14 protein-coding genes are annotated in these 19,243 nt (G+C 32.8%); 2 read left to right on the plus strand and 12 right to left on the minus strand.

Annotated elements, in window-relative coordinates:
- Positions 1–9: 9 nt before the first annotated feature.
- The 11 genes from codY to ylqF all read right to left on the minus strand — a co-directional run bounded on the left by codY (position 10) and on the right by ylqF (position 12,839).
- Positions 10–783 carry a GTP-sensing pleiotropic transcriptional regulator CodY gene (gene codY / locus PYW44_RS07985; RefSeq protein WP_002507859.1) on the minus strand — a complete coding sequence of 258 codons (774 nt, stop codon included), beginning with the start codon at positions 781–783 and terminating at the stop codon, positions 10–12.
- Positions 784–806: 23 nt separating this feature from the next.
- Positions 807–2,222: an ATP-dependent protease ATPase subunit HslU gene (gene hslU, locus PYW44_RS07990; RefSeq protein WP_115076011.1), complete on the minus strand. Its 1,416-nt coding sequence runs from the start codon at positions 2,220–2,222 to the stop codon at positions 807–809.
- 133 nt (positions 2,223–2,355) lie between these two features.
- Positions 2,356–2,898 carry an ATP-dependent protease subunit HslV gene (gene hslV / locus PYW44_RS07995; RefSeq protein ID WP_002507861.1) on the minus strand — a complete coding sequence of 181 codons (543 nt, stop codon included), beginning with the start codon at positions 2,896–2,898 and terminating at the stop codon, positions 2,356–2,358.
- A gap of 3 nt (positions 2,899–2,901) precedes the next feature.
- On the minus strand, positions 2,902–3,792 hold the full coding sequence (gene xerC / locus PYW44_RS08000) for a tyrosine recombinase XerC (RefSeq protein WP_002507862.1): 891 nt from the start codon (positions 3,790–3,792) through the stop codon (positions 2,902–2,904).
- 118 nt (positions 3,793–3,910) lie between these two features.
- On the minus strand, positions 3,911–5,218 hold the full coding sequence (gene trmFO, locus PYW44_RS08005) for an FADH(2)-oxidizing methylenetetrahydrofolate--tRNA-(uracil(54)-C(5))-methyltransferase TrmFO (RefSeq protein WP_002507863.1): 1,308 nt from the start codon (positions 5,216–5,218) through the stop codon (positions 3,911–3,913).
- Between the two features lie 165 nt (positions 5,219–5,383).
- Positions 5,384–7,453, minus strand: a complete 2,070-nt coding sequence (topA, locus tag PYW44_RS08010; RefSeq protein WP_064782959.1) for a type I DNA topoisomerase — start codon at positions 7,451–7,453, stop codon at positions 5,384–5,386.
- 209 nt (positions 7,454–7,662) lie between these two features.
- Positions 7,663–8,532 carry a DNA-processing protein DprA gene (dprA, locus tag PYW44_RS08015; protein ID WP_115076012.1) on the minus strand — a complete coding sequence of 290 codons (870 nt, stop codon included), beginning with the start codon at positions 8,530–8,532 and terminating at the stop codon, positions 7,663–7,665.
- A 465-nt stretch (positions 8,533–8,997) separates the two neighbouring features.
- Positions 8,998–9,906: a succinate--CoA ligase subunit alpha gene (gene sucD, locus PYW44_RS08020; protein WP_065367410.1), complete on the minus strand. Its 909-nt coding sequence runs from the start codon at positions 9,904–9,906 to the stop codon at positions 8,998–9,000.
- Positions 9,907–9,926: 20 nt separating this feature from the next.
- Positions 9,927–11,093, minus strand: coding sequence for an ADP-forming succinate--CoA ligase subunit beta (gene sucC / locus PYW44_RS08025; protein WP_021338735.1), 1,167 nt, complete (start codon positions 11,091–11,093; stop codon positions 9,927–9,929).
- A 107-nt stretch (positions 11,094–11,200) separates the two neighbouring features.
- A complete protein-coding gene (locus PYW44_RS08030) occupies positions 11,201–11,971 on the minus strand; it encodes a ribonuclease HII (RefSeq protein ID WP_021338734.1) in 771 nt (256 codons plus the stop codon).
- 7 nt (positions 11,972–11,978) lie between these two features.
- Positions 11,979–12,839 (minus strand): ribosome biogenesis GTPase YlqF, encoded by an 861-nt coding sequence (gene ylqF / locus PYW44_RS08035; protein WP_021338733.1) that lies wholly within the window; start codon positions 12,837–12,839, stop codon positions 11,979–11,981.
- Positions 12,840–13,210: 371 nt separating this feature from the next.
- Between ylqF and PYW44_RS08040 the strand changes: the two genes are divergently transcribed.
- Both PYW44_RS08040 and PYW44_RS08045 read left to right on the plus strand, forming a co-directional pair.
- Positions 13,211–15,808 (plus strand): YfhO family protein, encoded by a 2,598-nt coding sequence (locus PYW44_RS08040; protein WP_021338732.1) that lies wholly within the window; start codon positions 13,211–13,213, stop codon positions 15,806–15,808.
- Positions 15,809–15,844: 36 nt separating this feature from the next.
- Positions 15,845–18,460, plus strand: coding sequence for a YfhO family protein (locus PYW44_RS08045; protein WP_046465280.1), 2,616 nt, complete (start codon positions 15,845–15,847; stop codon positions 18,458–18,460).
- Positions 18,461–18,875: 415 nt separating this feature from the next.
- On the opposite strand, the gene rplS is transcribed toward PYW44_RS08045, so the two are convergent.
- A complete protein-coding gene (gene rplS, locus PYW44_RS08050) occupies positions 18,876–19,226 on the minus strand; it encodes a 50S ribosomal protein L19 (RefSeq protein WP_002507872.1) in 351 nt (116 codons plus the stop codon).
- Between the last annotated feature and the right edge of the window lie 17 nt (positions 19,227–19,243).

Here is a 19,243-nt window from a genome sequence, read left to right on the forward strand (position 1 = left end):
ACGTATCGATTATTTAATTCTTTCTAGCTCATCTAAGAATTTTTCTTTTTTCACTTTAATAAATGTACCTTTCATTCCTAAAGAACGTGATTCAATAACACCAGCACTTTCAAGTTTACGCAAAGCGTTAACAATAACTGAACGTGTGATACCTACTCTATCAGCAACTTTTGATGCAATAAGTAATCCTTCTTTACCGCCTAATTCTTCAAAGATATGCTCGATTGCTTCACTTTCAGAATATGATAAAGAATTAATTGCCATGCTAATAGAAGCTTTGTCTCTTGCTTCTTGTTCAACTTCACTATGTTTTTCACGTAATATTTCCATACCAATAACTGTGGCAGCATATTCACCAAGAACTAAATCATTCTCAGAGAAATCTTCTTGAACACGTCCAAGTACTAAAGTACCTAATCTTTCACCGCCACCTAAAATTGGAAAAATTGTAGTTCGGCTAATTTTGAATAAATCTTTATTTTCTGGTGGGAACACAGATAATACGTTTTCTATATCAATATTAGATTGTGTTTCTCTAACATCCATTAGTTTATCCGTATATTCTTTAGGGATATGTCTATTTTCAAGCATTTGTATAATACGATCATTTTTCAACAATTCGTTTAAGCTTGACCCTAAAATCTTTCCTTTTCTAGACACAATAAATACATTTGTTACTGTTACACTACTTATTGTTTGTGCTACATCCTTAAAATCAACGGCAATACCTTTGTGCTTTTGCAAAAGTGTATTTAATTCTCTAGTTTTCGATAATAAGCTCATATTCCTTCTCCTTTTTATTTATATTATAAAATAAATGCACTTAAATCTTTGTTTGTTGAAATTGATTTCAACTTATCATCAACATATTGTGGTGTGATGTCTACAACCGCATTGGGCATACTTGGTGCTTCAAATGATAAATCTTCAAGCATTTTTTCAAGTATAGTATGCAAACGACGTGCGCCAATGTTATCAGTATCTTGGTTTACCTGGAACGCAATTTCTGCCAGACGTTTAATCGAGTCATCGGTAAAGTTGACTGTCACTTCTTCTGTTTGAAGTAGCGCTTCATATTGTTTGATAAGTGATAATTTCGGTTCAGTCAAGATTCGTACAAAATCTTCTACTGAAAGACTTTCTAATTCAACACGAATTGGGAAACGACCTTGCAACTCAGGAATTAAATCACTTGGTTTAGCCACGTGGAATGCTCCAGCACCAATAAATAGCATATGTTCAGTGTTAACAGTACCATATTTCGTTTGTACCATGCTACCTTCAAGTATTGGTAAAATATCTCTCTGAACGCCTTGTCGAGACACATCTTGACCTGAATTTTGATTATTTGTTGCAACTTTATCGATTTCATCAATAAATATAATACCCATTTGCTCGGCAAGTTCAATTGCTTGTTGATTTGCTGATTCTTGATCAATCAGTTCGTCGGCAAATTGGTCAGTTAATATTTTACGCGCTGTTTGTACAGGAACTTCTCGTTCAACTTTTTTCTTAGGCATGAGTTGTTTCATCATATCTTGCATTTGTTCATTTTGATTTGTGCCTAACATGCCCATAGCACCTGGGTCTTGTTCTACTTTTAATCTTACTTTTTCTTCTTCTAGTTCACCATTCAACAATTGTTGTTTAATTTCAGAACGTTTTGTGTTGATTTCTTCTGTAGGTGTATCCTCTTCTTCATCATTATTCTGACCAAAGTTTGGCATCGAACCACCAAATAGTGATTCTAGAGGGTTATTCTCACCGTTATTCGTATTATTTGCTTTTTGCTTCATGCTAGGTACTAAAAGTTTTACTAATTTTTCATTTGCTTTTTGTTTCGCTTCTTCTTCAACTAAAGCTTTCTTTTGTTCTTTAACTAGTCTAATAGCTACGTCAACTAAATCTCTTACCATGCTCTCAACATCTCGACCTACGTAGCCTACTTCTGTAAATTTAGTTGCTTCGACCTTTATAAAAGGTGCACCTACAACTTTAGCCATTCTTCTTGCTATTTCCGTCTTACCTACACCTGTTGGTCCGATCATCAAAATATTTTTGGGTGCAATCTCTTGTTTAGCTTCTTCAGCTAAAAGACTTCGTCTATATCTATTTCTTAATGCAATTGCTACTTTGCGCTTTGCATCATCTTGCCCAACAATGTATTCATTCAATTTTGAAACGATATCTTTTGGTGTTAATTTAATGCCAGTCGTTTCCATAAGATAAATTACCTCCGTAATTTTGATTTCAATTATTCTAAAAATTATTTGTAAATTTATTTATTATTACTATATCCTAAATTTTTACGATTATACATTTTTATTTTTCATTGTGCTTTTTTAGTTTCAATTTTTATAATTTTTCAACTACGATTTGATCATTTGTAAATACACAAATATCAGACGCAACTTTTAAACTTTCATAAGCCATTTCTTCTGCAGTTAAATTTGTGGCATGACGTTTCAAGGCTCTTCCTGCACTCAATGCGTAATTGCCTCCTGAACCAATTGCTATTAAAGCATCGTCTGGTGCGATTACTTCTCCTGTACCACTTACTACAAGGATTGAATCCTCATCCATAACGATTAGCATTGCTTCTAGTTGACGCAGTTGTTTGTCACCTCTCCATTCCTGAGCTAATTCAACTGCGGCTCTTTCTAAATTACCACCGAATTGTTGTAATTTAGTTTCGAATTTTTCGAATAATGTAAATGCATCTGCAACGCTTCCTGCAAATCCGGCTAAAACTTTATCATTGTATAAGCGTCTAACCTTTCGTGCTGTTTGTTTCATAATCACTTGTTCACCAAGTGTTACTTGTCCATCACCTGCCATTGCTGAATGGCCGTTATGTTGCACTGCAAAAATCGTTGTCGCGTGAATAGATGTACTCATAATCTAATTCTCCTTTTTTGCACGAGGATGTGCGTTTAAATATACTTTTCTTAATTGTTCATTTGTAACATGTGTGTAACGACCTGTAGTTGATAAATTCACATGACCTAACAAGGATTGAACGGTACGTAAATCAGCACCCTGATTAAGCATGTGTGTTGCAAATGTATGTCTTAATTTATGTGGGTGAATATCCGTTACGCCAGCTGTACGTTTTACAACATCGTTTAACACATAACGAACGCCACGCTCTGTGATAGGCGCACCGTTCATATTTACTAATAAATAATTATGATCATTTTTAATTTTAGGTTTAAATAATTCTAAATATCGTTCTATACTTTGCTTGCAAAATTCTCCAAATGGAATAAAGCGTTCTTTACCACCTTTACCTAACACCTTCACACCAGGTAAATTCATATCTAAATCAGACTCTTTTATATGGACTAACTCCGAAACCCTTATGCCTGTTGCATAAAGAAGTTCCAAAATCACTCTATCTCTCAAACCTTTTTTCGGGTCTTTTTCAACAGTGTCAAATAAAGCTTCCATTTCTTCTTCATAAAAAAAGTGTGGTAAATATTGTTCTTTCTTGGGATGCACTAATTGAATAAATGGATTTATAACTTTTTCATCTTGTGTCATCCAATATTCGTAAAAACTTCTCAGCGTAGAAATTTTACGAGAAACTGAGGTTCTTTTCAAGTTTTTCGAATATAAATAACTTAGATAGTTTCTTGCATCTTTATATTCGAATGCAGATAGCTCTAAATATTCTTGTTTTAAAAATACATTGAACTGTTCTAAATCATCGTGGTATGACTTTAAAGTATGCTCTGAAAACTGTCGTTCAACTTTTAACATAAATAAATATGCCTGTTGGATTTCTTCCAATAAAAACCCCTCCATCAATATGAATTGTAGCATATTGATGAAGGGGACTGCGAAAAATAACTATTAAATTGAGTCAAACTTACAAAATTTTTAGAAAATGGTTATATCTACGAATATTTTATAAAGTTTGCTTATAATTATCTAAATATGATAACGCGCGGTCTGCAAGTTTTTCGTAACGTAATTTTTTATCTTTAACACGTTTTTCTAAAGTTGGCAGTAAACCAAAATTCGCATTCATTGGTTGGAAATTTTTCTCGTTTTTAGCATGAGAAATATAATAAGCCATACTTCCAATCATTGTTTCTCTTGGAAATACTACGCCGCCTCTATCTTTAATTTTATGAGCTACATTGATGCCTGCTACTAAACCACTTGCTGCACTTTCAACATAACCTTCAACGCCAGTCATTTGACCAGCAAAATGAACTTCTTCTCTACCTATCAACTCATACTTTTCTGTCAACACATCTGGCGAGTTAATAAATGTATTTCGATGCATCACACCATATCTTACGATTTCTACATTTTCTAAACCAGGGATTAAACGTATAACGTCTTTTTGTGCCCCCCATTTTAAATGTGTTTGGAAACCTACAAGATTATATAATGTACCTGCAGCATCATCTTGTCTCAATTGTACAACTGCATATGGACGTTCACCTGTTTTAGGATCTTCTAACCCTACTGGTTTCATAGGTCCAAACAATAAAGTTTTACGTCCACGTTCTGCCATAACTTCAAAGGGCATACACCCTTCAAAATACTTTTCCTTCTCAAATTCATTTACTGGTGCAACTTCTGCTTCCATTAATGCATCATAAAATATATTGAATTCTTCTTCAGTCATTGGGCAGTTCAGATATGCTGCTTCACCTTTGTCATAACGAGATTTCAAATATACCTTATTCATATCTATACTTTCTTTTTCAATTATTGGAGCTGCGGCATCATAAAAATACAATTGATCTTCACCAGTAGCTTCAACAATTTCAGCAGCCAATTTTTCTGTAGTTAATGGACCTGTAGCAATGATAGTGTAACCATCAGGTATGCTGTTAATTTCTTCATTTAACACTGTTACATTGGGATGATTTTTCAAAGTTTCTGTAACGTAACCAGCAAAATCATGTCGATCTACTGCTAACGCACCACCAGCAGGTACTCTTGCTTTATCTGCTGCACTAATAATAAGTGAATCAAGGCGTCTCATCTCTTCCTTAAGAACACCAACTGCATTTGTTAATGCATTGCCACGTAATGAGTTTGAACAAACTAACTCTGCAAATTGATCAGTATGATGTGCTGGTGTTTGCTTCACTGGCCTCATCTCTATTAAATTAACTTTTATCCCTCTTTGAGCTAATTGATATGCTGCTTCTGAACCGGCTAGACCAGCCCCTATAACATTGACAGTTTGAGTCATTTAATTTCCTCCAATACATTAAAAATAGCAACTACGACATCATATCATAATTATAGATATATGCGTCTACATTATAAATATGTGTCGTTAGTTGCTTATAGAATTATTAACAATATTCGTAATGTACGTTTGAATTACGCAATAATTAATAAATGATATGATTGTTTATTTTTGCAGTTCTTCTTTATAATCACAGTTTGAACAAATAACCTGACTTTTACGTCCTTGTTTTTTCTCAACAAGATATTGTTCACATTTAGGACAATCACGACCTACAGGTTTATCCCATGTAACAAAGTCACACTCAGGATATTTTGAACAGCCGAAGAAAATACGGTTCTTTTTAGATTTGCGTTCAACGACATCGCCCTCTTTACATTTAGGACAAGTCACGCCAATCGTTTTGATAATTGCTTTCGTGTTACGACAGTCTGGGAAGTTAGAACATGCCATGAATTTACCATAGCGTCCCATTTTAATTACCATTGGTGATCCACATAGTTCACAATCTTCTCCAGCTGGTTCATCTTTAATTTCAATTTTTTCCATTTCTTCTTCTGCACGTTCAACATCTTGGCTAAAGCTACTATAAAAATCACGAATTACTTTTTTCCAAGGAATTTCGCCATCAGCTACTTTATCCAATAATGTCTCCATGTTTACAGTAAAGTCGACATCAATGATTTCAGGGAAATAATCCTTCACTTGTTCATGAACGATTTCACCTAGTTCAGTTGGAACAAATCGCTTACTTTCATTTTTTACATAATTTCTCTTTTGTATTGTATCTATTGTCGGTGCATACGTAGATGGTCGTCCAATTTTCAATTCTTCCATTGTTTTTACTAAACGCGCTTCAGTATAACGCGGTGGTGGTTGTGTGTAATGTTGAGAAGGTTCAATATTAGTTGCTGTAACCATTTCGCCTTCTTCAATTTTAGGTAATTTATTTTCTTTACCGCCTTCATCGTCGTCTGTAGTTTCAATGTATAATGTCATGAACCCTTTAAACTTAATCGTTTGTCCGTTCGCACGGAATTTCAAATCATTTTGTGTTAAATCCATAGCAACAGTATCTAGAATCGCAGGTGCCATTTGACTTGCTACAAAACGTTCCCAAATTAATTTGTATAATCTGTGTTGATCACGTGTTAAATAATTTTTCATTTCATTTGGTGTACGCAATGTTCCAGTTGGTCTGATTGCTTCATGGGCATCTTGATCGCCTTGTTGTCCTTTAGCTTTACGATTTGACAAATAGTTATTACCATATATTTCTTCAATATAACTTTTCGCTTCAGATTTAGCTTGATCAGATACTCTTGTTGAATCTGTACGCATATATGTGATTAAACCGACTGTACCTTGTCGTTTCAAATCAATACCTTCATACAATTGTTGCGCTAGCATCATTGTTTTTCGGGCTTTGAAGTTCAATTTACGCGCAGCTTCTTGTTGCAATGTTGATGTTGTAAATGGATTAGCTGGATAACGTGTTTTTTCTTTTTTCGTTACTTTCGTTACCTCAAACTGATCTCCATCTAACTGTGCTGTAATTTTTTCTACATCATCTTTATTCGTTAACTTAAATGGCTTGTTTTTTAAATGAAGGAATTTGGCATTGAATTTGGATTTCTTGTATCTAAATTCACCATCAATTTTCCAATATTCTTCAGGTTTAAAGTTTCTGATTTCATTTTCACGATCAATAACTAATCTAAGTGCTACAGATTGGACACGTCCAGCCGACAAACCTTTTTTAACTTTTTTCCACAATACTGGTGAAATATTATAACCAACTAAACGGTCTAATATACGTCTCGCTTGCTGAGCGTCAACAAGATTCATTTCTATGCCTCTAGGATGTTTAAAGCTATCTTTCACGGCATCTTTTGTTATTTCATTAAATACTACTCTATTTTCTACTGATTCTTCTAAATTTAATATGTTCGCCAAATGCCAAGCAATTGCCTCACCTTCACGGTCAGGGTCACTCGCTAAGAATATTTTTTTTGCTTTCTTAGCATGTTTTTTAAGTTCTTTAACAACTGGACCTTTGCCGCGTATCGTAATATATTTTGGCTCAAAATCATTTTCATCATCTACGCCCATTTGGCTACGTGGCAAGTCTCTAACATGCCCCATAGATGCGATAACTTTATATTTTTTACCTAAATATTTTTCAATGGTTTTAGCTTTTGCAGGCGATTCAACTATGACTAAATTTTCTGTCAAAGTAGTTACCCCCTTGCATTTCTAATTACAAAGATAAATGATAAACGGTCTATTTTGTTTTTGTCAATGTTTTTAATTTTAAGTTACCTGGATTTCTCAGAATATTGACTAAAAAAACAAAACAAATGTCATCGTAATTTCATAATTATAAAATGCCTTTTCTTTCATTAATAAACTTCCATTTAATGTCCATTAGATTCAAATAAATTTCAATTATAATCTATTAATATATCACTTGCTTTTAATACAATTTTTGCTCCTTCTTGAGCACTTAATAAATTCCCTTCAGTCATCGGATTAAAAATAGAACCTGGTAGTATGTATACTTCTCTATTTTGTTCTAAGGCAAAATTTGTTGTAATACATGTTCCACTATTTGCTTTAGATTCTGTAATCAATATACCTTTTGACAATCCACTTATTATTCTATTACGCTCAGGAAAATGATGCTTTTTCGGTCTCTGAAAAGGAATGTATTCACTTACTACAAGTCCTTCGATTTCTAATCGTTTTCTAATTTCAAATGTTTCTTTTGGATAATGTTGTAAATGGCCGAAACCTAGTACTGCAATTGCAGACATGTTCATTGATAGAGCGAGTTCGTGTGCCATTTTATCTGCGCCTTTAGCTAAGCCAGAGATTATAGTTAAGTTTTCTTTTTTAAATGAAGGAAAAAGAATGTTCAATGCTTTTTGACTATATTCTGTCGCATGCCTTGACCCTATAATAGCAAGAGTTTGAGGAGATTGCATTAAAGATATCTTTCCTTTATAGAAAAGGATGAGTGGTGGTTCATAGATTTCACGAAGTAATATGGGATATGAAGACTGCTCTATTGAAATGTACTTTAAATTCCATTGTCGTAACGTTGTTAATATGTTTTTAACTTCTATATTTAGATATTGCTCATAAATTTCTGTTTTTCTCTTTGTTTTTAATGTACTTAAAAATTGTTTGAGTAGTTGATTTTGTTCCACTTGCTTATAGTCTAAAAAATTAGAATTATACCTTAACAGTTGATGTATTTGGTGGGTCGTTAAACCTGAAAAACGTAGTTTTAAATATTGGTGTTCTCTCATAATGATTCTCCTTTTCACCTCAATTATAATGGAAAACAGCAATGGTTTAGATTACAAAACCACATCTTTTTCTAGTGAAAAGTAACAAGGTTTTAAGGAGTAATTCTCTATTTTAAATTCACTTCAAACTAGAATTTCCTTATATTTTAATGACTAAAATAAAATTTATACACGTATTACTTTTAGCTAAGCTCTACAAATTTTCAATCGTTTTTCTTCTATTATAAAAGTAGACATAACAAATGTTATAAAATTAAGATTATTCAACATAAAACATCTCTTCTACAAATTGAATCTTTCAGTTTTATAAATCATAAAAATTTCATACAACAAAAAACGGTTGATAAGAAAAGAACATCTATCCCTATCAACCGCAAGTATTATTTTATCTAAAATGTTTGAATACTTAAAATAGCACAAACTCCGACATATTTTCGGAATTTGTGCTGGGTTTTTACAATACAATTATTGTTTTACAGTTAATAATTGCTCATAGATGCCTGCTTCTTTAGCGGCATCTATTAATGTTGTACCAATTTCTGATGGTGTATCTGCAGTTTTAACACCACAATTATTAAGTGTTTTAACTTTTTCTTCAGCAGTACCTTTACCACCTGAAATAATCGCACCGGCATGGCCCATACGTTTACCTGGAGGGGCTGTTTGTCCTCCGACGAAACCTACTACAGGTTTAGTCATGTTAGCTTTAATCCATTCAGCAGCTTCTTCTTCTGCTGTTCCACCGATTTCACCAATCATAACGACTGCTTTTGTTTCATCATCTTCATTAAATGCTTTTAGCACATCAATAAAGTTTGTACCATTGACTGGATCGCCACCGATACCTACAGCTGTTGTTTGACCAATACCTTCTTCAGTTAATTGGTGTACAGCTTCATAAGTTAAAGTACCTGAACGAGAAACTACGCCTACGTGACCTTTTTTATGAATATAGCCTGGCATGATACCAATTTTAGATTCATCAGCAGTAATAACACCCGGACAGTTAGGTCCAATAACACGTGTTTCTTTACCTTCTGAGTAACGTTTAACTTTAACCATATCAATTACTGGAATATGTTCTGTAATACAGATAGCTAAATCTAATTCTGCATCTATACATTCTAAAATTGCATCTGCTGCGAATGGCGCAGGTACATAGATAACAGATACTGTAGCACCTGTTTCTTTTTGTGCTTCTTCAACTGTGTTGAATACTGGTACACCTTCTACTACTTGTCCGCCTTTACCTGGTGTTACCCCAGCAACAATTTGTGTACCATATTCAAGCATCTGTTTTGTATGGAAAAGGGCAGTTGACCCTGTGATACCTTGTACAATTACTTTTGTATTTTTATCAATAAATACGCTCATCTTAGTGCTCCCATCCTTTCCTACGCTTCTTTAACAAGTTTTACGATTTTTTGTGCGCCTTCTGCCATAGTTGCAGCTGATTCAATTGCTAAGCCAGAATCTTTAAGAATTTCTTTACCTTTTTCAACATTTGTACCTTCTAAACGTACAACAAGCGGTAAAGTAAGTTCTACTTCTTTAACTGCAGCAACGATACCTTCAGCAATAATGTCACATTTCATGATTCCACCAAAGATATTAACAAAAATACCTTTTACGTTGTCATCACCTAAAATGATTTTAAATGCTTCAGTAACTTTTTCTTTAGTTGCACCGCCCCCTACATCTAGGAAGTTTGCCGGGTTGCCGCCAAAGTGGTTAATTGTATCCATAGTTGCCATAGCTAAACCAGCACCATTTACCATACAACCGATATCTCCATCTAATGCAATATATGATAAATCGTACTTAGAAGCTTCGATTTCTTTTGGATCTTCTTCTTCTAAATCGCGTAATTCTTGGATATCTTTATGTTTAAATAATGCATTATCATCAAAGTTAACTTTTGCATCTAATGCTAAAACATCACCATCATTAGTTGTTACTAATGGGTTGATTTCTACAATAGAACAGTCTTTTTCGATGAAAACATTATAAAGTGAAACTAAAAATTTAGCTGCTTTATTAATTGATTCTTTTGGAATATTAATATTAAAAGCGATTCTTCTAGCTTGATATGGTGCTAAACCAACAATAGGATCAATAGTTTCTTTGAATATTTTTTCAGGTGATTCAGCAGCAACTTCTTCAATTTCAGTTCCGCCTTCTTCTGATGCCATCAAAGTAACACTGTCAGTCGCACGATCAATTACAAATCCAACATAATATTCTTTTTGAATATCGCAGCCCTCTTCTATGTAAAGGCGTTTAATTTCTTTACCTTCAGGACCAGTTTGATGTGTTACAAGCGTCTTACCTAATAATTCTTTAGCGTAAGTTTCAACTTCAGATAGTGATTTAGCAATTTTAACTCCACCTGCTTTACCTCTACCCCCAGCGTGAATCTGTGCTTTTACCACATATACTTTTGAATTTAATTCTTTTGCTTTTTCTACCGCTTCGTCAGCAGTGAACGCTACGCGTCCTTCTGGGACAGCAACGCCCATAGTACGAAATAATGCTTTACCTTGATACTCGTGGATATTCATTCTCCATCCTCCTGTTTCTTAGGTTAAGTTCATAACTAATTATATGAAATGTAAGCGCTGTTGTAAACTCATTTAGCCCAGTTATTTAAATCTTTTGTTTTTTACCATTAATTTGAAAGTGATTTAATTGGTTCAAAAGTTTTTCTGTGTTCATTTATTATGCCGTGTTGACTAATACCATCTAAATGTTGTTGAGTACCATACCCAACATTTTTTTCGAAACCATAACCTGGGTGTTTAACTGCAAGTTCGCGCATATATCTATCTCTATGTTCTTTGGCTAATACACTTGCTGCTGCTATAGATACGCTTTTAGCATCTCCTTTAACTAAGGATGTTTGAGGAATATCTACATCTAGTGTCATCGCATCTATCAGTAAATGTGTAGGCTTAACAGATAAAGCCTCAACTGCTCTTATCATTGCCAATTTAGTTGCTTCATAAATATTAATTTGATCTATTTCCTCAACTGTTGCCACACCATACGCATATGCATATACTTCTGATAGCAATTGTTCTTCCAAAATATTTCTTTTCTTTGCAGAGAGTTGTTTTGAGTCATTTAAACCTGTGAAATGGTGATCTTTATTTAAAATAACTGCGCAAGTAACAACAGGACCAGCTAATGGCCCTCTTCCCACCTCATCTATGCCACAAACTAACGCTTTGTCATCATCAGACAGTATTTCATTTTCATAATGAGACATCTCTTTATAATTTTCTAGTAATTTTTGAACTTTTTCCAATTGTTTTCTTCTAGAAACAATTGCGTTTTGTACACCTTTACGATCATCGTCATTAACAGAATGATTTTTTAAAGTTTCTAACGAATGAATATCTTGTAACAATAATTTAATTTGTTGAATGGTTTGACTCATAATATATTTACACGTCCATTTCACTAGCGATATCAAAAGTGTAAGTGCCGATTCTGGCATTTCTCACTTCATGTATAACTAGATCAATAACCGCTTCATAATCAACTTCATTACCACGTCTTAATAATCCACGACGGCGCCCTATAGCATCAAACCACTCTAGGTTCTCTGCATCGATTGGCACATCGACTTTGTAATGTTCTTTTAACCCTTCGTAGTCGTGTTCTTTCATAAATTCTAAACCATAAATTGCTACTTCATCTAAATGCACAATACTATCTTTGATAGCTCCAGTGATACTTAATTTTTTTCCAACTAATTGGTCTTCAAATTTAGGCCATAAAATACCTGGCGTATCTAACAATTGCAATGATTTCCCTACTTTAATCCATTGTTGTTGTTTTGTTACACCTGGCGTATTACCTGTTTTAGTGACAGATTTATTTGCTAATTTATTAATTAATGTTGATTTTCCAACGTTAGGAATACCAACAATCATCGCTCTAATAGCACGTGGTTTTAATCCTTTTTGCTTTTCTTTTTCGAATTTCTCTGTTGTTGCTTTTATTGCTGCTTGCTCTACGAGTTTTAAACCCTTGCCGTGTTTTGCATCAATTGCTACAGGATAAAAACCTTTCCCTTTAAAATAGTTTTCCCATTTTACTAGCTCTTTTAAATTTGCCATATCTTTTTTATTTAAAATGACTACACGTGGTTTTTGTTGTATTACTTCATCTATCATTGGATTTCTTGAACTGTAAGGGATACGTGCATCTACAAGTTCAAACACTACATCTACTTTCTTTAACTCTTCGGATACTTCTCTTTTTGCTTTAGCCATGTGTCCTGGATACCATTGAATTACCATATATATCACCTTTCTCTATTTACGCTCTATTTAATTAAAAGTTTTAATTTTACACTTGTGCTTTTATTTCATTTTCTGTTCTTTGACTTTAAAATCATAACACGTCACCTATAACGATATAAATAAAATAATGTCATTAACTTTAATTTTACAACATTATTTAGTAATATACTTCAATTTATTTTAGACACCACGTTTAGATCTCTAAAAACGATTAAAATTCGTTTATTTTTTATTTATCCTCTTTAACTTTTAAAACGTTTAAGACTTAATGAATTATATTTTTCTAAATAAATAATAGTTATTTTTATCTTAATTCATAAAATATCGTTACAATGGAATTATATTTATTACATATACAGGAGTCGTTTATGAAGCGTAAATTTTTGTACACATGTTTATTCTTATTACTAGCTGTTATTGGACACAGTTATGTTATTTATAGATTTATCCATGATGGCGTTTTATTTACAGGGCCTAATGATGGTATGGAACAAATGGTGCCAATTCAAATGTATTTGTTTGATAATTGGAGTCATGACAATTGGTTTTATGCTTCTGACTTTGGTCTAGGCGGAGACTTTTTTACTGACTTAAGTTATTACTTTTCGACAAATATTATATTTATTTTGAACGTCATTATCATTGTCTTACTTAAAGTAGTCATACCGATGGATACCTCTGATGTGATGTTTTGGATGACAAATGCCTTAGTCGTTTCTATAATTAAATCTTCTATAGCAATGATAGCAACATTTATCTATGTTCAATATGTTTCACACAATCGCAAAATAGCCGTATTATCAGCATTTATTTTTGTAATGTCACCACTTTATTTTAGGTTCACAGTTTATTGGCCATTTTTTAGTGACGTTTTTATATGGTTACCGTTACTACTATGGTCCATCGAACGCTTCTTAAAAAGTGGCAAACCAGGTTTCTTTATAATTATCGTAACCATTTCATTAATTAATAATTTTTATTTTGCCTATTATCAATTAATAACAGGTCTTTTATATTTTATGTCTAGGATGGTTTTCAAACATAAGAATGATCTCGTAACTAGATTCAACGCATTAATGACATTATGCATTTCAGCATTATTTGCACTAGGTTGCAGTTTGTTTTTCTTTTTCCCAGCAATACAAAGTTACTTTAATAATAGACGTATCCCTTTTGATGGAGATGTAGACTTATTTGAACCTTTTAACCAAAATACAAATATATTTTATGACAATTATTTAATCGTCATACTTTTCTTAACGATTCAAGCATTGCTATCATTCAAATTATATAAGCATTTTTATTTCAAATTATTCGCAATTTTTACTTTGATTTCAATTTGTGCTAGCTTTCTACCTTTTGTAGATCAGTTATTTAATGGCTTTTCAGCACCACAAAAACGCTGGCACTATCTCATTGCTTTTAATTCGGCCATTTTAATAGGATTTTATGTAAAATATTTCCGAACATTACCTTTAAAAACGTATATATTATCTTCTATAGTCGCTCTAGGGTTTATCTTTGCAAGTGCTTGGCAATATGACAAGTTTGTTTCGTGGCTATGGTATATGCCTATAGTTAGTGTGATTGGTTTACTCATACTTTTCGTTAAAGAACCTAAAATAAGAACGAAATTAACGCATCTCTTTATATTGTCTATTATGATACTTTCTGTTTTAGTGTCTGTCGTATTTATACGCAACCAAATTTATTTTGATGATCATGTTCAACGCGCAAATAGTTATTATGTTAATGCCAGTCTCTTTAACACACCGCTTCAGCAGCAGTTAGTTACTAATATGAAAAAAGAAAAATCTGAAGATGAGCGGATTGATTGGCGCGTTAATGAGCAAGATAATACACCGATGTATCAGCATTTTAAGGGAATGAGTCTTTATTCAAGTATTTTTGACCACAATATACTTGATTATTATTACGATGATTTGAAAATTAATATGAAAGAAGAATCTGTAAGTAGATACCAATCAACGAATGGTAGACAAAACATTAATAGTTTATTATCTGTTCGTTATTTAATGTTAAAAGATTACCAAAATAGCGTGCCTGCACATTTCAAAAAAGTTAAAAAAGATGGACAATACCAAATCTATGAAAATACTTTAAACTTGCCTTCCGTGCGTGTTTCAGATCAAGTCTTTGATGCACAAGAACTTAAAGAACCTATAGATAGAGAACATGCAATGATTGATGGAATAATTTTAAATAATGAGGGTAAAACATACACAGATAAAGCTGAAAACTTATTAAATCAAACCAAAATCACCTATCAAAATATGAATCGTAAAACAGATAAAAAAATATATATTCCTAACAATAATAAACAGGGACAAGTACAAATCCATGTTCCAAAAAACATTAGATCACAATATAAAGATTTTTACGTGACGCTAAAAGTTAAAAGAGGCAAACCTGATAGTAATTTTTCTGTAAATATAAACGGTTATTCGAACAATCGGTTATTCAACAATTCTACTTATCGTACTGGGGTTGATACACAACTTTATAGAACACAACCAGATAAAAATGGTGATATAAACATTGCACTTAGCCCTAGTGGTAATTATGAATTTGAATTACAAAGTTTACATGGAGAAAATTATAAAAAGCTTGAAACCGCACATAGCACACAGAACAATGTGGGGCATTATCAAGATATCAAAAATGGCGTTAAAGTAATATTAGGTCCCCATAAGAAAGGTATTGCTTCTATTAATATTCCTTATAGAAAAGGTATGACTGCATACGTAGATGGTAAAAAAGTAAAACCATTAAAAGTAAATTATATGATGACAGGTGTGCCTGTAAATAAGGATAGCAGTGAAATTACAATTAAATACAAACCACAATATTGGTATACTATGATCGCACTTTCAGTCATTAGTATCATCTTGAGTGTAGTTTGGTGCATTCACATAAATAAAAAAACACAGCGCAATTTAAATTAATATTTAAAAGGAGTTTGTCAGAGATGAGGTATGACGATGTTTCGTAAACTTTGGGCCCACAAAGTTACAAGATTTATTTGTATTGTTGCGCTGGGTATAGGCGTTGCTTTACTAACATTCACACCATATATCTTTCGTTATTTAACTGAAGGGATTGTTTTTAGCGGGAGTGGTGATGGCTATAGACAAATGATGCCATTTCAAATGTATTTGTATGAACATTTTAGCCAATTCAAAAGTTTTTATGATCATTCATTTGGTTTAGGTGGCGATTATGTAAAAGATTTAGCTTATTATTATGCTACTTCGCCATTTACTTTGATTAATTTTATTTTTGTCTGGCTATCAGAAGTATTATTTAATAGTAATCCAAGTAACATCACGTATTGGGCAAGTAACCAACTGATTGTTGCTTTTGTAAAAGGTGTAGTAACGTTCGTACTAGCCTTTTACTATTTTAGATATATAAAATTTAATCGTCATGCTGTTTTTTTGGCTTCTATGTTATATGGTGCCTCAACAGTAGTAATTTATTTTAATTTTACTTGGTCATATTACGGAGACTTGCTTATTTTTCTTCCACTCTCCTTATTGGCTATTGAACGATTTTATAGAGAAAAGAAAATAGGGTTATTTATTTTTGCTGTAGCTCTAACTTTATTTTCAAATTTCTATTTTAGTTATTATGAATCGCTTGTACTATTTGCATATTACTTTTATAGATTAGTATTCCCTCACCCGAGTGATATCGTCACTCGCAAGCAAAAATTATGGATTATTCCTGTAGCAATAGTATTAAGTACACTAGTCAGTATTTGGGGATTCTATACCGGGGTTACTTCGTTTTTCAACAATGATCGAGTAAGCAATCCACATTTTAAAATAAATATGTTTACAGATTTTGCACGACAAAAACACTTTTTTAGTAATGGGTTTTATATCACTGTTTCGATTATCGCTATAGTAGCATTGCTATCATTTAAGTTATATAAACATTATTATTATAGATTTTTTGCAATTATGATTTGGATTATGTTGGTTGGTTCATTGACACCCTATTTTGATAGTATGTTTAATGGCTTTTCGACACCCGAACGCAGATGGGTTTACATATTTGCTTTCACCACAGCAGGATTAATTGCATTGTTTATTCAACACATTTCAGAATTAAAACTCAAGCCATATATCTTAGCATGTGCCCCCGCCTTGCTTTTCATGTCAATCATGACAATTATAGTTGAAAAAGAAAAAATGACATGGATGCTCGCTTGTCTCATTATTATGATTTTTATCGGGATACTTTTATTTAAAAGGTCTCTACTAAAAAAACGTTGGCCTTTAGCAGTATTATTAGTATTATTTATTGTTCAACAAAGTATGATTCTTTCTAATCATCACTACAATAATGTAAGGAATTATGAATCAACCAAATCAGCTATGCATGCTTCAAAATATAAAAGTCCTGCTTTATCTAAGAAAATAGACGAGATTAATCAACGGCATAATGATGATCCACTGAGTAGAATTGATTATATGTCGCAATATGGTCTTAATTCACCAATGATTTATCATTTTAATGGTATTGCTTTATATTCAAGTATTTTTGATGGTGACATATTAAAATATTATGATCAGACATTACAAATTAATATGCATACTGATAAAAATAGTACTTATCGATTATTATCAAATAGAGCGAATTTAATGGCATTATGGAACGTTAATGATCGTATACGTCGACCAGATGATTCGAATATGTCTTTCGGTTTTGAACCTAAAGATACGATTCATCATTCAAAAAAAGAGTCATTTATTCATTCAACAAACGAAATTAAATATCCAAGTGCTCATATAACCAACAAGGTGTATGATTCGAAAGATCTTAAATCACCGCTTGATAAAGAACAAGCAATGTTACAAGGTGTCGTGTTCAACGATAAAGATGCTAAACCAAACAGCCAAATTAAGTCTAATGAAAATTTATTAGACAAAACCTCTACCTCATTAAATAATGCGCATAGAGATAAAGACGGAAAGCTTACAGTGACAAAAGACAAAGGTGGCATAACTTACACCCTACCATCCTCCATTGCAAATAAATACAAAGACATGTATATAGAAATGGATGTTGAACTATTAAGCCCTGACAAGCAACATGACGTCGGTGTGAACGAATACAATCAAAGTCGTAATGAATTGACTTATAAATATCGTCGGTTTGTCACGCCTGTTACAATGCGTGTAAAAGCAGATGAAAAACTACAAGTTAAATTATCACAAGGTAAATATCGCTTTAATATTAAAGGCATTTACGGTGAAAACTATGAAACTTTAAATAAAGCGTCTAAAGCGTTAGATAATGTACAAGTGTCTGAACAACGTTCTGGTTATACAATTAAAAAAGACAAAAATGACGAAGGCTATCTTGTCTTACCAATGGCATATCGTGATGGTATGAAGGCATATGCCAATGATAAAACACTCCCTGTAAAACAAGGCAATGGCATAATGACCGTAATCCCCGTTGAAAAGGGGCAAGAAAAAATAGAACTCAAGTATACGCCACCACATACAACTATCTTGGTAGTTTTAAGTGTTCTAGGTATTATATTGAGTATTGGATTCACGAAATGGATTAAACCAAAAAATTAAGCATAATATTAAAGTGCTAAATCTGTTATTTTCTTATACGCTAAAGGTAATGAGACAGAAATCTAATTTTTCTAACAAGATTTCGTCGTCTCACACCGGCAAAGCTGGCTAGAAAATGGAATACAAGCGCTTTAGCTCTTGCATAAGAACTACTTATCTTCATAAATGAAGTAGTAGTTCTTTAAAAGCTTGATATAAACGCATTTTCAGTTCAGTCAGCCACTGCCAATATAATAATTGAGGCTGAGAACATGTATTTTATCTCAACCTCTTTAATGAGCTACTTAGGTTTGCTAGAAACTTCGACTAAATTTATTTTTCTAGCAAGACAACCTAATGTAGCTTATATTATATATATGCATCAAAAAAAGCGACTCCCATTGGGGAATCGCTTTTTTTATGTCTAATTTGCTGATTAACGAATTTCTTTAATTCTAGCAGCTTTACCACGTAATTCACGTAGGTAGTATAATTTAGCACGACGTACTTTACCACGGCGTTTAACTTCAATTTTTTCGATTTTTGGAGTGTGTAATGGGAATGTACGTTCCACACCAACACCTGAAGATATTTTACGTACAGTGAAAGATTCTGAAACTCCTCCACCACGGCGTTTAATAACTACACCTTCGAATAATTGGATACGTTCGCGAGTACCTTCAACAATACGTACGTGAACTTTTAAAGTGTCACCTGGACGGAATGAAGGTATATCTGTGCGTAATTGCGATTGAGTTACTGCTTCGATTAATTTGTGATTACTCATTATTTTTCTCTCCTTCA

Origin of the sequence: Staphylococcus equorum, assembly GCF_029024965.1 — a bacterium.
Lineage (GTDB): Bacteria > Bacillota > Bacilli > Staphylococcales > Staphylococcaceae > Staphylococcus > Staphylococcus equorum.

Bases quoted from the DNA above. Each gene is read 5' to 3' on its own strand.
- codY (WP_002507859.1), bottom strand. From the start codon at position 783: ATGAGCTTATTATCGAAAACTAGAGAATTAAATACACTTTTGCAAAAG.
- hslU (WP_115076011.1), bottom strand. From the start codon at position 2,222: ATGGAAACGACTGGCATTAAATTAACACCAAAAGATATCGTTTCAAAA.
- hslV (WP_002507861.1), bottom strand. From the start codon at position 2,898: ATGAGTACATCTATTCACGCGACAACGATTTTTGCAGTGCAACATAAC.
- trmFO (WP_002507863.1), bottom strand. From the start codon at position 5,218: ATGACTCAAACTGTCAATGTTATAGGGGCTGGTCTAGCCGGTTCAGAA.
- dprA (WP_115076012.1), bottom strand. From the start codon at position 8,532: ATGAGAGAACACCAATATTTAAAACTACGTTTTTCAGGTTTAACGACC.
- sucD (WP_065367410.1), bottom strand. From the start codon at position 9,906: ATGAGCGTATTTATTGATAAAAATACAAAAGTAATTGTACAAGGTATC.
- sucC (WP_021338735.1), bottom strand. From the start codon at position 11,093: ATGAATATCCACGAGTATCAAGGTAAAGCATTATTTCGTACTATGGGC.
- PYW44_RS08030 (WP_021338734.1), bottom strand. From the start codon at position 11,971: ATGAGTCAAACCATTCAACAAATTAAATTATTGTTACAAGATATTCAT.
- ylqF (WP_021338733.1), bottom strand. From the start codon at position 12,839: ATGGTAATTCAATGGTATCCAGGACACATGGCTAAAGCAAAAAGAGAA.
- PYW44_RS08040 (WP_021338732.1), top strand. From the start codon at position 13,211: ATGAAGCGTAAATTTTTGTACACATGTTTATTCTTATTACTAGCTGTT.
- PYW44_RS08045 (WP_046465280.1), top strand. From the start codon at position 15,845: ATGTTTCGTAAACTTTGGGCCCACAAAGTTACAAGATTTATTTGTATT.
- rplS (WP_002507872.1), bottom strand. From the start codon at position 19,226: ATGAGTAATCACAAATTAATCGAAGCAGTAACTCAATCGCAATTACGC.